Here is a 15,629-nt window from a genome sequence, read left to right on the forward strand (position 1 = left end):
AAGGGTAACTGTTGCACAACTCAAATTTTAGGTACAAAAACACAAATAGTATAAATAATAACCTCTTTTAATACTTCGGCAAGCTCAGCAACCGTTTTAGTGAGGTTTTTTGTTTTACACAATAAAGTATACAATATAGTTTTGTTTGTATATTTGAGTTTAATTTTAAGAAAAATAACGCAATGCTCAAATTATTTAAGAAACGAGAAATCATTAAAAGTGAAGAGGATGAGCTTGCTGAATTAAGAAAAAATCTTACCGAAGCTATTGATGAAAATATCAAAATTGCAGAAGAAGATATTCAAAATATTAAAACACTACTTCTTCAAAACAAAAGTTATCAAACAGATTTTTTCAATAGTTTATACAATTCCTCAATTTACATTTCAATTTTCGATATGGACGTTTCAATTTTAACTGAAAAATTTATTCTATCAAAAAGAGATTATGAAAAAAAACTATTTGCAAGAATTCTTGCATTAACAATAATAGAATTTCTTGATGATATTAATCCATTAATTGGAAGAGATTTAAGTAAGCAGCTAAGAGATCTTAAACAAGAAAAGTTTGTAATTCCAGTTAGAGAAATTTCTAAAAAATTCGCTAAATATAAAAACGAAAATGAGCAATACTTAAGAATCGTGAGGAATAATACAATTGCTCATAAAAATACTGATGCATTGGAACTTCACAAATTCATAAATGAAATTGAAAGTGAAGAAATTTATAATTTGGCAATTGAATTAAAAAAACTCTCTACTGAATTTAACAAATTATCAACAAAAATTATTTATTCAATAATTGACTTTATGAAGAAAAGTATAAATAAAAGAAAGAAAAACCACGACTAACATAGGTAACTGTTGCACAACTCCAATTTTAAGCACAAAAACACAAAATAGTATAAATTACAATCTCTTTAGAAGTGATTTTAAGGAGGTTTTTATTTCTGTTTTTTTTACAGAATTATAAAAATAGTTGTGGTAATTCTTTTCGTCCTTGCATACTAAAAATAAGAAAAATTAGCCTATTCTAGAGTTGTGCAATAAGCACATCGGCTTGGCAAAATTCGAGGTTAATTGCAAAATTGAACTTCTCGCTTATTTTATCCGCCAAAAGCTGTCCATATTCGTATTTTTTGTGAGTTTACAAATAATGGAACAGCTTTGGCTACGTTTCGGTCTGAATTGAACTTTTCGCTTCAATTTCCGCCACTGACATTAAGCCCCGAAACGTTGTGCGTAATATTACAAAAAAAGCTCTCCGAAATTCGAAGAGCTTTAATATTTTCTTTCACTTAATTACGTTTTCCATTAAAAGGAAAAGAGGCTTTATTAAGCATTACGTTACAAAGATATGTATTATATTTGTAAATGCAGTACTATTTAGAAAATTTTAATGGAATATAATAAACTCGAGTACTATTTATCGCAACCAAGACTAAATAGATTTCTTATTGCTTCAGGTAATTCAAAAACAAAAGCTCAAAAATTGTATCGTGCTAATCTAAGAGTTGCTCAATCATTTTATCCAATTTTAAACTTATTTGAAATATTCTTAAGAAATACTTGTAATTATCAGGTATCTTCTCATTTTGCAAATCCTAATTGGATTATAACAGAGAAGAATGGTTTTATGAATCATAATTCATTAACAGCATCAAGATTTTTTCTTAAAAATTCAATTATTAACGCAGAGAAAAGTATTAAACGTAAAGGAGGATTAATTACAGCTGGTAAAATAGTTGCTGAACAATCTTTTGGTTTTTGGACGAGTTTATTTGATACTCATCACTATCGTTTAATCGGAGGTGTAGTTATCCATTGCTTTAAACATAAGCCAACTGGCATTAATAGAAGTATCTTAAATCAAAAATTAAATAGAATAAGGGAATTTAGAAATAGGGTTTATCATAATGAACCAATTTGCTTTCGTGGTAATTTAATTGATTTTACATATGCTGAAGATATAAAAGATGAAATATATGAACTTTTGAGTTGGATTGATGCAGATTTAGCAAATTATGTTGAATATTTCGATGCAATAGAAAATAAAATAAACATTGCAAAGAATTTATAAAATACTACACACAATAACTAAGCTTTCGTCTTGCCCGGAGGGCATGAGATGTATTGAAATCATTGAACACAAATAACAAATAAAAGTAGTGAAGTAAAGCCTGTTGAACCCTTCGATAAACTCAGGACAGGCTCACCGAAGTTAGCTTTTAATTCTTATGGAGTTATCTAAGTTTGTTTTAGACTACACAAGCAGTATTTTATATGATTACTGCTTTTTTTGTGCTTATTTAAAATGCGAAGTAGTAAAAACTATAAAAAACACAAAATAGTATAAATAGTAACCTCTTTAAAAGTGATTTTAGGGAGGTTTTTTGTTTTATATGAAACCGTAGTATATTAAACTCTTTATAAAAAACATTCGTTTTAATTCTTCTACAATCATTTTAATTGATTCAATTTTTAATTGTTCTTATAGTCGTAATCCTTATCTTTAATCCAAAGTAGAAAGTATGTGTTTTCATGTTAAAGTTACCAAGTCAAAGGAACAAATTGAGAAAAAATCAAGATTGAAGTTCAAGCCTGAAGTGAAATTTACGCCAAATCCACATTTCAAAGGTTTTGATCATCCTAAACTTCCAGTGATTACAAATCAACAAGATTACATTCATTTATTTGAATGGGGATTAGTTCCACATTGGGCTGGTAATGATTACAATTCAAATAATACATTAAATGCAAGGATAGAAACACTTGAAGAAAAACTATCTTTTCGTGATGCTTTCCAAAATCGTTGTGTAATTTTAGTCGATGGTTTTTATGAATGGCGGCACGAAGGGAAAGATAAAATAAAATACGAAATTGGAATCAATCATAATTTGATGTGTTTAGCAGGTTTATATTCTGATGACACATTTACTATTGTGACAACAGAAGCTTTAGGAATTATGGAATATATTCATAACACAAAACATAGAATGCCAGTTGTATTAAATGATGGAGAAAATCTTATGAATTGGTTGAGTTGCAAACCTGTAGTCCCTTTCTCTGACTTTAGTTATCAACGAGAAGATGGACAAGTGAGTTTATTTGGATAATTCGGATTTTATATGTCGAAATAAGATTTTTCGGACATCCTTATTATCTTGTTTTTGATCAATAAATAATTTCATTTCATCAAGATTTTCAAGTAAATGATCGCAATAGCCAAATCCTTTGTAAACTCCTTTTTCAATTAATACAATACCTTTTTCATTTTCAGTTCTTCCAACCAATTCAAATAAAAAGTCCTTTTTGGGTAAATGTATTGTTTTCAAAAATTGACGAACTCTTTTGTTGTAAAGCTTTGGCTCTTCGATATTAATACAAGCTCCGTTACATTCGTCTAAACTATATTGAAAACAACTTGATTTGGTTTTACATAAACCATTTATTTTTTGACAAAGCTTATATTTATCTGTAATGTAAAATAAATAATCTTTTGCTTCATTTAACGATGTAAATGAGATAATTTCGTTCCCAGAGTTATCAATTTTCTTCACAATTAATGCATGATAACCATCCGAATTTATTTCTTTGTTCAAAGCATAGAAAAACTTAATTTTTCGTTGAGCTCGATTAAATATTGGCAGATTTTGTTTGATTAATTCAGATTCTCTCAACAAAGCAATTAATTCATTTCCTGTATTTTCAAATTGTATAGAATGCGTAAAATGCTGAAGTTTAATTTCCTTTTTATCAAGTGATTTGAAATGCTGAATCAATCTTTTTCTGATATCAATACTTTTTCCAATGTAGATAATATCTTGCTTGTCGTTGTATAAATAATACACGCCACAAATATTTTTTGGAACTTGGTCAACCAACGTTTTCAATCTATCATTCAGTACCATAGCGCAAATTTACAGAATCAATTTTTAACTTTATTTTTTTAACACTTTTCGACGACACCTTGTAGCGTTTTAATTGCTCAACTTTGTAAAATGATGTATGCATTAGTTGATTGCAATAATTTTTATGCCTCGTGCGAACGAGTTTTTAATCCAACGCTGAATGGAAAGCCTGTTGTGGTACTTTCCAACAATGATGGATGTGTTATTGCACGATCTAATGAAGCGAAAGATTTAGGTATTCCAATGGGTGCTCCTGCATTTGAATTTGAAAATAATTTTAGATTAAATAAAATCAATGTTTTTTCATCAAATTATCCCTTGTATGCAGATATGAGTAATCGTGTCATGACGATACTCAAAACATATTGCCCAGATATTGAAATTTACTCGATTGATGAATCTTTTCTTCTTTTCAAAGGCTTTGATAACTATGATTTGGTAAATTACGCCCAAGAAATTAAACAAAAAATATATACCATTACCAAAATCCCTGTTTGTATTGGTATTGCTCCTACAAAGGCTTTAGCTAAAGTGGCGAATCGAATAGCAAAGAAATTTCCTAAACATCATAATGGTGTTTATATGATTGATTCGAAAGAGAAAATAAACAAAGCCTTAAAATGGTTAAAATGTGAGGATATCTGGGGAATTGGGAGACGTTTAGCTAAACGTTTGTCTTATATAGGATGCAAAAATGCGTATGATTTTACATTATTGAGTGATGAATACATTAAACGAAATTTCTCCATCGTAGAATTGCGTTTGAAAAAAGAATTATTAGGCGAAAGCGTTTTAAAATTAGATGAAGTTCAACGCAAAAAATCAATTGCCACAACTCGAAGTTTTGAGAAAACAATCAATGATTATGAAAATCTGAAAGAGCGTGTTTCTACATTTGCTGTTTCTTGTGCCGAAAAGCTTAGAAAAGAACAATCTAAATGCAACATTATTACTGTTTTTGTGATGACCAATCGTTTTGATGAAAAGCAATCATTTGTTTCAAATTCTTTAAGTACAACCTTAGATTTTGATTCGAATTCGAGCATTGTTTTGTCCAAATCTGCTTTATTTTTATTGGATAAATTGGTTCCTGCCGAAGGCAAAGTACCAGATTATAAAAAAGCAGGCGTTATTGTTTCCGCAATTACGCCCGATAATCAAGCACAGATGAATTTATTTCACGAAGATTGTCCAAAACATAAAGCGTTGATGAGTGTGATGGATCAATTAAATGCAAGTTATGGCGATCATATGCTAAAATTAGCTTCGCAAGATGTGCGTAGAAAATGGAAAATGAAGCAAGAACGTTTGTCGCCTTGCTACACAACAAGATTTACAGATATTTTAAATGTTTATTAAATGGTACAATTTATTCAAGTTCCGAAATTCTCAGAAGAGTTAATCAATATCCCTATCAAAACAGATGGTGAAAAACGATTTGTTCAATTTTTTGGTGATGTTTCAGCAGGTTTCCCCTCTCCTGCTGCTGATTTTGTACAGAATAATATTAGTTTGGATGAAATTTTACTGAATCATCCCGAAGCAACTTATCTTAATCGTGTTGGTGGCGAAAGTATGTATCCTGAATACCTAAAAGGTGATTTACTTATCATTCGTTCGGATATCGAACCCAGACATCATGATGATATTGTGGTATCGGTCAACAATTCCGAATATACTTTCAAACGTTATGATGCCATCAACAAACAATTGATTTCTCTTAATCCGAAATACAAAAATTGTATTCAATTACAAGATGAAGATGTTGTCATTATTTTGGGAGTTGTAACTGATTTGGTGAGGCATAAGAGGAATTAAATTAATTTTGAATATTAAATCATAATTAATACTTTTATAAAAGATTCAATCATCAAGAGTACATAAGGTACACCAACCGAGTTTAACAAACCACGGTGGTAAAGCGATGAGGGCTGTTCAGTCAAAAAATTGTCACTCTCTAAATTCTTAATGATTGATACTGTTTAATAAATTAAAGTATCAAAACAATGGAAAATTTAACTGAAAAATTTGAAAAAAAACTTGATTTCACTTTCAGATCAAGAAGTAATTAACTCCTTCAATAAAGAGGTGGGTAATACTGGATGGGTAGCTGCACGAGCTCACTTTCTAAAAGCACTAACTAATCAATTCGAATCAAGAGAAATTGACTATTCAATCATTAAAAATGAAAATACAATTTCTTTCGCGAAAAAGGTTTTACTAAAGGAAAAAAAATTACACTATTAAAAAACATGAGCCGATTAGCATAAATAATCGGCTCATTTTATAAATTTATAACAATTCGTAAAGCTTTACCTCTCCTCCATTTTTTTCATCGTAACTATTCGCCCAAGTAAAATAATCATATTCAATTTCTGACCAACTATTAGCTTCATATTCGAACCCATAGTTTAGGTTTACTTGATTCAATTCAATCGAAACGTGTAACCGATCTTTGTCTTCAAAATCAATTGATTTATCAAACAGCGTATTGTTATTTAGTTTTTTTAGTACAAGTTCAACCAAATTATTTGGATTATACTTTTTCAACATATCATCAAACATTATTTCGCCGACAATTACAAGGTCTAATTTTTCATTATAACGGTATAAAATCCAATGATGATCTAGTTTTTCAATGGTATCTGAATCAAAAACTGAACAGGTACAAAACGTGACATCAGCATAAACTTGACACATAAATTTTAGTTTTTATAAATATACTTTTTCTTTTCAAAAGCTTCTATCCTATTCTACCTTTTTATTCGTTGTTTTTTATCATCACGTCTTATATTGTCGCTATTACTTCCTATCTTTGAAATAATTATACAAATACGGTTTCACGTAAGGAAATATCCGTTGTTATTACTTTATTAGCATTTTAACATTTTGTATATTTACAACAAACACAACTTATGGATAAACGTAAATTCTCTGAACAAGATATTAGTACAAAATTCATTACTCCTGCTATCGAATCTGCTGGCTGGGATAGAATGAAGCAATATGTTGAACAAAAGACTTTTACTGATGGAAGAATTCATATACGTGGTAACTTAACTACTAGAGGTAAAAAGAAAAGAGCAGATTATATACTTTATTATAAACCAAACATACCAATTGGTATAATTGAAGTGAAGGAAAACAACCATTCAGTTGGTGCAGGAATGCAACAAGGTTTGGAATATGCTGAAATTTTAAATTTACCATTTATCTTTTCAACAAATGGTGATCGGTTTTTATTTCATGACAAAACTAATCTAAATCAAATTGAAACTGAATTAGAATTAGACGAATTTCCGTCTCCTGAAGAATTATGGAGTAAATACCTAAAATATAAAGGAATTGAAACAGAATCCGCAAAAGAAATTGTAGAACAAGATTATTTTTTTGATGGTTCAGGAAAAACTCCTCGTTATTACCAACAGAATGCTATAAATAGTACACTTGAAGCAATTGCTAGAGGGCAAAATCGTATTCTTTTAGTTATGGCAACAGGAACAGGAAAAACGTACACAGCCTTTCAAATTGCACATCGTTTATGGAAATCTAAAGCCAAAAAAAGAATTTTATTTTTAGCAGATAGAAATTCCTTAATCGATCAAACTAAACGTGGCGATTTTAAACATTTCAAAGATAAAATGACTATAGTTCAGAAAAGACAAGTCGATAAATCTTATGAAGTTTATTTAGCTATTTATCAAGGATTAACAGGGAATGAAGAGGATAAAAATATTTTTAAACAATTCAGCCCTGACTTTTTTGATTTAATCATTATTGATGAGTGCCACAGAGGAAGTGCTAAAGAAGATTCTGCATGGAGAGAAGTATTAACATATTTTGGTTCTGCAACTCAAATTGGTTTAACTGCTACACCAAAAGAAACAGAAGAAGTCAGCAATGAAGAATATTTCGGAGAGCCTATATATACTTATTCATTAAAACAAGGAATTTCGGATGGTTTTTTAGCGCCTTATCAAGTCATTAGAATAAGTTTAGATATTGATTTAGAAGGTTGGAGACCTAACGATGGAAAAACGGATAAGGAAGGTAATATCATAGAAGATAGAATCTACAACCGTAAAGATTTTGATCGTACAATGGTTGTAGATGAACGTACTGAAATTGTCGCTCAAAAAGTAACCGAATTCTTAAAAAATACAAATCGTTATAACAAAACCATCATTTTTTGCCGAGATATAGATCATGCTGAACGAATGAGAACTGCAATTGCAAATCTAAATACTGATTTAGTTGCTAAAAATCACAAATACGTAATGCGAATTACGGGTGATAATGATGAAGGAAAACGTGAATTAGATAATTTTATTGATCCTGAACAAACTTATCCTGTAATTGCTACAACCTCTGAGTTAATGACTACTGGTGTAGATGCGCAAACTTGTAAGGTAATTGTGTTAGATACGGAAATAGGTTCTATGACTAAATTTAAACAAATTGTTGGTCGTGGAACTCGGGTTAATGAAGAGTTTGGAAAATTATATTTTACCATTTTAGATTTCAGAAATGCCACAGATCTTTTTGCTGATCCAAATTTTGATGGAGATCCAACAAGAGTAAAAGTTATTGGAGATAATGAACCTATCGATGATGATTTTGAAAATGAAGATAATAGTGATGAGGCAACTGATATAATTAATGATCCTAAACCTCCTTACAATACCAATGATTCTCCTTTTACAGAGAAAAAAGAAAAACCTAAAAAAATTTATATCAACGGTGTAGATGTAAGTGTATTAAATCAACGTGAATTATACTTTGATAACAATGGTAAACCCATTACAATTGGATTAAAAGATTATACAAAGCAATTAATTAACGAACAGTTTGAAACGATGGATAAATTTTTGAAAACATGGAATGAAGCTGATCGAAAAAATGCCATAATAAAAGAATTAGAAGAACAAGGTGTTCCTGTACATGAATTATTGGAAGCAGTAAATAAAGAATGTGATTTATTTGATATTATTTGTCACGTAGCTTTTGAACAACCTCCGTTAACTCGTAAAGAGCGAGCAAATAATGTAAAAAAACGTAATTATTTTACAAAGTATGGAGACAAAGCTATCAAAGTTATCGATGCCTTAATTGACAAATATGCAGATGAAGGAATTGAAAATTTAGAATCGATGGATGTTTTGAAAATTAATCCAATCTCAAGCTTTGGATCACCTGTTGAGATAGTTAAATCATTTGGCGGTAAAACGCAATATCAACAAGCAATTAAAGAATTAGAAAACGAAATTTATAGTATAGCATAATGGCATCAATATATTTAAACAAATTATCAAAAGAAGAAAGACGAAATTTAATAGAAGAACTTTACAACATACAAAGTGGTAAATGTTTTATTACTCAAGATGATATAGATTTAGATCTTCATTACGACCTTTTAGATGTTGACCATGTAATACCAACCAAATTAGGTGGTAAAGATGATAAATCAAACTTTGCTTTAACATTTTCTTCTGCTAATCGGTCAAAACAAGCAAGTGATTTAAATTTAGCAAGAAGAATTTATTCATTTTTAAAAATTCAGGAAAAAATTAAAACTGAAGAAGATCGTTCATCTAATTTAGATGATATTTTAAAAATAAATCAAGGAGGATTACATGAATTAAAATTTAAAGTAGAAAACGATAACATTAAATATTCTTTAGCTGATATAGCTGATACAAATGTTATATCATTACCAGTCTATGAAGATAAACTAAGTAAACAAAAGTACTTCTTTACTAATTTACCAATAGAGTATCTACATCATGATAATATTATAAATCCTAGACCTATTGGTAGTAATATTGCAAAATTAATTTCTGAATTTTATGAAGGTAACCCTCAATTGCATATTTCTTTAGGTTGGATTGAAGAAAAAAGCGATACTAATTCATGTCAAGTTAAAATTTTTGATGGTCAACATAAAGCGGCAGCTCAAATTTTGTTGGGAGTCAGAAATATTCCTGTTCGTATTTTTATTAATCCTGATATAGAAAAACTCATACAGACAAATTTCCGTGCTGGAACAACTTTAAAACAAGTAGCTTTTGATAAATCTGTACAAAGACATTTAGGAAGTACGCTATATTATGATCGAGTAAGTCGTTATCAAAAAGATTTGGATTTGCCAGAGGATAATTTGAATTTTTCCGAAAAGGAACTGGTGAACTTCTTTAAAGGTGAATCTAGAGAACTTAAACGTTACATATTAGACGCGGTTCGAGATAAGGTAACCAAACATCCTGATAATAAATTGATGGAATATGTAGATATGGGAGGTCGTGCTAAAGAGAAGCCCTTGTCTTACTCTACGATAGATAAAACATTTTATTCTTTCTTTATCTATGGTGATTTGTTAGAAACACCTATTTCGTTTAAAATGGATGAAGGTAAAAATCCTCGAACTTTGGAAGTAGAACAAATTACCAAATTGATGAATATTTTATCGGAAGTAATTTTTGATGACAAATTTGATTTCAATATTGGAACTTTTAAAATTGAAGATAAAATTCAAAAGGGTGAAGATATCAATGCTGACCATGTAAGAGCATACCGTATGGCAAAAGAAGAAATTGTCTATTCATATTTAAAATTAATTCATAAAATCATACAAAATTATTATATCTCTACTGGTCAGATTATTGATGAAAAGAAGGTTTTTCAATATGAATTTACAGATGCTCTTTGGAACAATATCCGTAATTTTATCATTAATTTAGCTGACTTACCTCTATGGAAAAATAACACTTTTTCTACGACAGTATTTGGATCAAAACAAAATTCGGGATATTGGACAGAAATCTTTGGAACAGGTAAAAGTTCTCAAGGTATTAAAGTATTAGCAGAACCTATCAATTTGATGGAAATGCAAAAACCAAAAATGTAATTTATTTTAGAAAAATAACAACAATGAGCATATCAGGAATTTTAGATAGCATCAGAAAAATAATGCGACAGGATAATGGGCTAAACGGTGATGCACAACGTTTGGAACAATTGGGATGGATGCTGTTTCTAAAAATCTTTTCAGATAAAGACGAAGAATTAGAACTATTATACGACGATTATACCTCACCAATTCCTACCGAATTTCGTTGGGAAAATTGGGCAGGTGACGACGAAGGCATTACAGGTGATGAATTATTGGAATTTATCGATCAAAAACTGTTTCCAGCTTTACGCAATTTAGACATCAGTACAGGTGTAAAACGTGCAGTTATTGTTCGAGAAGTCTTCGAAGGAAATAACAATTACATGAAAAAAGGCGTTCATATCCGTCAGGTATTGAACAAACTAAACGAAATCGACTTCAACAGTACCAAAGACAAACACGCTTTTGGTGATATTTACGAATCGTTATTAAAAGATTTACAAAACGCAGGTAAATCGGGCGAGTTTTATACGCCTCGTGCCATTACGCAGTTTATTACCAAAACCCTGAATCCGCAATTGGGCGAACGTATTTTAGATCCGGCTTGTGGTACAGGTGGTTATTTAACGGCGGCTATTGAGCATATTTACAAGCAAGTGGATTCGGTTGAAGATCGACAAGCCTTGCAAGACAATATCATCGGTTGGGAATACAAACCGTTGCCCTATTTGTTGGCGACGACTAATTTGATTTTGCACGATATCGAAGTGCCGAATATTACCTACCGCGATTCGTTGGATCAGCCGTTGACGGAATACAAACAAAAAGACCGTGTAGATGTCATCTTGGCGAATCCGCCTTTTGGTGGCGTGGTTTCGAACAACAACGAAAACAACTTTCCACAAAATTACCGTACCAAAGAATCGGCCGATTTGTTCTTGATTCTGATGATTCACTTGCTAAAAGTAGGTGGACGTGCGGGGATTGTATTGCCCGATGGTTCGCTAACGGGTGATGGGGTAAAACAACGCATCCGCGAAAAGTTACTGAAAGATTGCCGTTTGCATACCATTGTACGCTTGCCTAACTCGGTGTTTCAGCCATATGCTACGGTAGCGACCAATTTGTTGTTTTTTGACAAAGTAGAACACAACAACGAAAAAGCTGATTATGCGACGCAAGAAGTGTGGTATTACGAACACCGTTTGCCCGAAGGACAAAAAGCCTACAACAAAACCAAACCGATAAAAGAAGCCGAGTTTGCCCCAATTACCGAATGGTGGAACAACCGTACCGAAAGCGAAGTGTCTTGGAAAGTGAGCATAGACGAACTGATTGCACGCAATTTTGATTTGGACATTAAAAACCCAACTAAACAAGAAGAAGTGATTGAACATTCTTCGGCAGAATTGATGACACAATTGGCAGATTCATTATTGAAAACCAATACCTTATTACAACAATTAAAACAATCGATTGAATAATGGAGTGGATTGATGTTAAATTTTCTGATTTTCTTAAAGAAAGAAAAGGAAGATATAAACCGAATGACGAATCTATAAAAGATTTAAAGAGAATTGAAAAAATTGATTTTTCAGGTCAAATTTACCTTTCAGACAAACCATCTAAAACTGATATGATATTAGTTAAAGACGGTGATTTAGTTATTTCAGGAATTAATGTAGAAAAAGGTGCTATGAATATTTTTCATGGTGAGGAAGATGTCGTGGCTACTATACATTATTCCTCATATACATATGATGCTAATGTTATAGAATTACAATTTTTAAAGCATTTTTTGAAAAGTAAAAAGTTTAAAGATGTTTTGAAAGAACAAGTTCCAGGCGGAATTAAAACAGAGATAAAACCTAAGCATTTATTGCCTTTAGAAATTCAAATACCTAAATCTTTAGATGAGCAAAGAAATGTTGTTAATCATTTAGATGAGCTGTATGAAAGTTTAAATAATTTATCAACCGAAATCACCCACCAATTAAACATCATCAAAGATTTGCGACAAGCGTATTTGCGTGAGGCGATGCAAGGATTGTTGGTGAGCAATGAAACCAGCGACAACAAAACCGGAGCTAATTTATTAGCCCACATTCAAGCTGAAAAAGCCCAATTGGTGAAAGAAAAGAAAATCAAGAAAGGAAAACTTCAAGAAGCTGAAACTTTAGAGGAATTAATTTTTGATATTCCTGAAAATTGGAAATGGGCTACACTTGATGATTTAACTTTATACATTACAGATGGTACTCACCAAACTCCTAATTATACAGATAAAGGTAGAATATTTTTATCAGCACAAAATGTAAAGCCTTTTAAATTTATGCCAGAAAATCATAAATATGTTAGTCAAGAGGATTATGAAAGTTATATTAATAATCGATTAGCTGAAAAAGGAGATTTATTGGTAGCAAGGGTTGGAGCAGGTATTGGTGAGACAGCGGTTATTGATAGAGATATTGAATTTGCTTTTTATGTTAGCTTAGGTTTGGTAAAACCTTTTAAGAATCAGTTATCTTCTGAATTTTTAGCTTATGTATTTAATTCACCATATGGTGTAAAATATGCCAAAGGTAATATTTCAAGTAAAGGTGGTTCGGCTGGAAATTTCAATTTAGGTAGAATTAGATCATTTTTAATCCCACTACCACCCTTAGAAATCCAAGAACGCATTGTGGCTAAATTGGATGAGTTAATGGGCTATTGCGATGCCTTAGAAACACAAGTAAAACAAAGCCAACAAACCAATGCGTTGTTGTTGCAACAGGTGTTACGAGAAGCTTTGGGGGCTTAGATATAATAAAATTTTGATTATGGTAAATCTAAAAGAATACATTTACAAAGAAATGGATATTTTGTTTCTGGCACTTAATGCGCCAGAAATTTCTAATGCTAATGCGCATTGGTTCAGTAGAAATTTAAGTTTTTGGAACGTGTTATTCAAATCAGGGTTAATCACTCAACAAATCAACGATCCTTTAATAGGTGATGAGATTGTTTTTGGTTCTTCAAAAATCAATTACAATCAATGGATCTACGGTGTAACTGATCTGAATAACGAGTTAGTCGAAACCAATAGCCAAAATGTTTCAATTGAAACAAAGCATTTGGACAGAATACTAAAAATACTTGAACGTAATCATGTCAAGAAACTATGTTTAATACACTCTAAAGTTGGAGAATGTATTCGTAATTCTGATAAACTTTTAGATGTACAAAACAACAGATATGGATATATTGGCAAAATTGGAGAAACATTGGTCTATGAAGTGCCATTTCATAATGCTTCGATAACTAATAAAGAACAATACTATCAATTGCTTATAGATGCTATTAAACCTAGTCAAGAAAATAATTCAAAACAAGAAATAAATAAAGTTGCTCCAAAAACTAAAACAGGAAAGTATTTCATACTACCAAGTAATAGAAATTCGATTACACAAAATGATATTAAGAAAAAGACATTACGAATTACCGTAGATTTTAAAGATTATTTCCCTGCTAATGATTCTACAGTGAAGATTCAAATTGGAGATAATAAATTTAACTTAAAATATACACATAAAGAAGGTCGTTCCTCTTTATTAAAAGTAGATGAAAAAATTATTCGTCTTTTAAATCTTAAAGCTAATCAGCGATTAAAATTCGAGATGCTTGATAACAATATTTATGAATTAAGTAAAATATAGTATTAGTTTTTTGGTTAAAAATAATTAATCAAAACTAATACATTGTTGTTACAGCAAGTGTTGCGAGAAGTGTTGGGGGCTTAGAAAAAATAAATTAACACAATAAAAATTATTATATGGCTTTTATCCAAGGAACATTAGAAGAAGTTTACATATTTTTAGGGCCGAGAACATCAGATATTGTAACACAATTAGCAAGACCACATCGCAAAAAAAATGGTATTAGAAAATCTTGTGGAGAATTGAATAATGATGGTTCTATATGTAAACAATATACTGGCTTACATGCCGCACATTTAAAAGGTAGAGAACGCAAAATATTAATTCAAGAAATATTAGAAGAATTTGGTGAAAAAATTACCAATATTACTTATAAAATTGATTTGAATTTATTTGAGGAAGAATTCAAGAAAAAACACGAAAATTTTCATGATGTTATCAAATTCATGTGTCCAAAACATCATAAAAATTATGATTTAAATAATGGAATTGATAGTTCTAAAGAAGATCCAATTATTGATTTTGAGGAAATAGAAGAAATTATAGAAATATCTGAATTAATAGAAAATGAAGACCCTTTAGATACTTTATTAAAAAATAAAGATTTTGTTTTATCCGCTTTTGAAAAAATAAAATTAATGAATAATCAAGATGAAATAATTTTGACTATTACTGATCCTGAAAAATGTAAACAATTATTTAATTTAGATTTTGCTATATTAATAGAAATTAATAAAATTACAGAAGATCTTCACAGAAGATACTACAGTAAAGATATTTTCATTGACCATTATGGTAATGAATATAAAATAACTAATCATTGGTTTAAGCTACAGATAGAAGCTTTTGAAAATTGGTTAAACAATTCTAAATAATAATAAAACCCCAACAAAATTATTCATGTTGGGGTTTCTATATTTACTCCTTCGGAATCTCCACGAACACAGCACCAATATATTCTTCTTTATACCCTTTTACTGTCATCATGTGTATAAATGGAAGTAAATCCAACTCAATTGAACTTGTAATCTTCCCTAAAAACCGGAACGTTTAAAAATATAGTTTATTAACTTAGGGATAATTATGAAACAAAGCAATTTTACAGAAGTTCAGATCGTCAAGATCTTATCAG

13 protein-coding genes and 1 riboswitch are annotated in these 15,629 nt (G+C 30.4%); of the genes, 11 read left to right on the top strand and 2 right to left on the bottom strand.

All coding sequences use genetic code 11. From position 1 onward, the window contains the following. Positions 1 to 182: 182 nt before the first annotated feature. From N5E64_RS14325 to N5E64_RS14335, 3 genes are all read left to right on the top strand, one after another. Positions 183 to 851, top strand: coding sequence for a hypothetical protein (locus N5E64_RS14325; RefSeq protein WP_125350702.1), 669 nt, complete (start codon positions 183 to 185; stop codon positions 849 to 851). A gap of 547 nt (positions 852 to 1,398) precedes the next feature. After that, the gene (locus tag N5E64_RS14330) at positions 1,399 to 2,079 is read left to right on the top strand and encodes an Abi family protein (RefSeq protein ID WP_125350701.1); all 681 of its coding nucleotides are present in this window, start codon (positions 1,399 to 1,401) and stop codon (positions 2,077 to 2,079) included. Between the two features lie 451 nt (positions 2,080 to 2,530). Continuing rightward, positions 2,531 to 3,115, top strand: a complete 585-nt coding sequence (locus N5E64_RS14335) for an SOS response-associated peptidase (protein ID WP_280038065.1) — start codon at positions 2,531 to 2,533, stop codon at positions 3,113 to 3,115. Here N5E64_RS14335 and N5E64_RS14340 read toward each other — a convergent pair. Continuing rightward, positions 3,104 to 3,910 (bottom strand): GIY-YIG nuclease family protein, encoded by an 807-nt coding sequence (locus N5E64_RS14340; RefSeq protein ID WP_280038066.1) that lies wholly within the window; start codon positions 3,908 to 3,910, stop codon positions 3,104 to 3,106. The two genes, N5E64_RS14335 and N5E64_RS14340, sit on opposite strands and share 12 nt — an antisense overlap. Positions 3,911 to 4,000: 90 nt before the next feature. Between N5E64_RS14340 and N5E64_RS14345 the strand changes: the two genes are divergently transcribed. After that, positions 4,001 to 5,269, top strand: coding sequence for a Y-family DNA polymerase (locus N5E64_RS14345; protein ID WP_347881235.1), 1,269 nt, complete (start codon positions 4,001 to 4,003; stop codon positions 5,267 to 5,269). After that, positions 5,270 to 5,728: a LexA family transcriptional regulator gene (locus tag N5E64_RS14350; protein WP_280038067.1), complete on the top strand. Its 459-nt coding sequence runs from the start codon at positions 5,270 to 5,272 to the stop codon at positions 5,726 to 5,728. 44 nt (positions 5,729 to 5,772) lie between these two features. Continuing rightward, positions 5,773 to 5,867, top strand: a riboswitch (SAM-I-IV-variant riboswitch). A gap of 335 nt (positions 5,868 to 6,202) precedes the next feature. On the opposite strand, the gene N5E64_RS14355 is transcribed toward N5E64_RS14350, so the two are convergent. Then, positions 6,203 to 6,610 (bottom strand): hypothetical protein, encoded by a 408-nt coding sequence (locus N5E64_RS14355; RefSeq protein WP_280038068.1) that lies wholly within the window; start codon positions 6,608 to 6,610, stop codon positions 6,203 to 6,205. A gap of 215 nt (positions 6,611 to 6,825) precedes the next feature. Between N5E64_RS14355 and hsdR the strand changes: the two genes are divergently transcribed. The 6 genes from hsdR (at position 6,826) to N5E64_RS14385 (ending at position 15,372) form a co-directional block, all read left to right on the top strand. After that, positions 6,826 to 9,192, top strand: coding sequence for an EcoAI/FtnUII family type I restriction enzme subunit R (gene hsdR / locus N5E64_RS14360; protein WP_280038069.1), 2,367 nt, complete (start codon positions 6,826 to 6,828; stop codon positions 9,190 to 9,192). Next, positions 9,192 to 10,814: an HNH endonuclease gene (locus N5E64_RS14365; RefSeq protein ID WP_280038071.1), complete on the top strand. Its 1,623-nt coding sequence runs from the start codon at positions 9,192 to 9,194 to the stop codon at positions 10,812 to 10,814. The genes hsdR and N5E64_RS14365 overlap by 1 nt, the downstream gene beginning before the upstream one ends. A gap of 23 nt (positions 10,815 to 10,837) precedes the next feature. Continuing rightward, complete coding sequence (locus N5E64_RS14370; RefSeq protein ID WP_280038072.1) at positions 10,838 to 12,283, top strand: class I SAM-dependent DNA methyltransferase; 1,446 nt, start codon at positions 10,838 to 10,840, stop codon at positions 12,281 to 12,283. Then, a complete protein-coding gene (locus N5E64_RS14375) occupies positions 12,283 to 13,602 on the top strand; it encodes a restriction endonuclease subunit S (protein ID WP_280038073.1) in 1,320 nt (439 codons plus the stop codon). The genes N5E64_RS14370 and N5E64_RS14375 overlap by 1 nt, the downstream gene beginning before the upstream one ends. 19 nt (positions 13,603 to 13,621) lie before the next feature. Continuing rightward, the gene (locus N5E64_RS14380) at positions 13,622 to 14,497 is read left to right on the top strand and encodes a hypothetical protein (protein WP_280038074.1); all 876 of its coding nucleotides are present in this window, start codon (positions 13,622 to 13,624) and stop codon (positions 14,495 to 14,497) included. A gap of 116 nt (positions 14,498 to 14,613) precedes the next feature. Further along, positions 14,614 to 15,372 carry a hypothetical protein gene (locus N5E64_RS14385; protein ID WP_280038075.1) on the top strand — a complete coding sequence of 253 codons (759 nt, stop codon included), beginning with the start codon at positions 14,614 to 14,616 and terminating at the stop codon, positions 15,370 to 15,372. The last annotated feature ends 257 nt before the right edge of the window (positions 15,373 to 15,629 follow it).

Source organism: Empedobacter sp. GD03739 (assembly GCF_029843245.1).
In the GTDB taxonomy this organism is placed as follows: Bacteria; Bacteroidota; Bacteroidia; order Flavobacteriales; family Weeksellaceae; genus Empedobacter; species Empedobacter falsenii_B.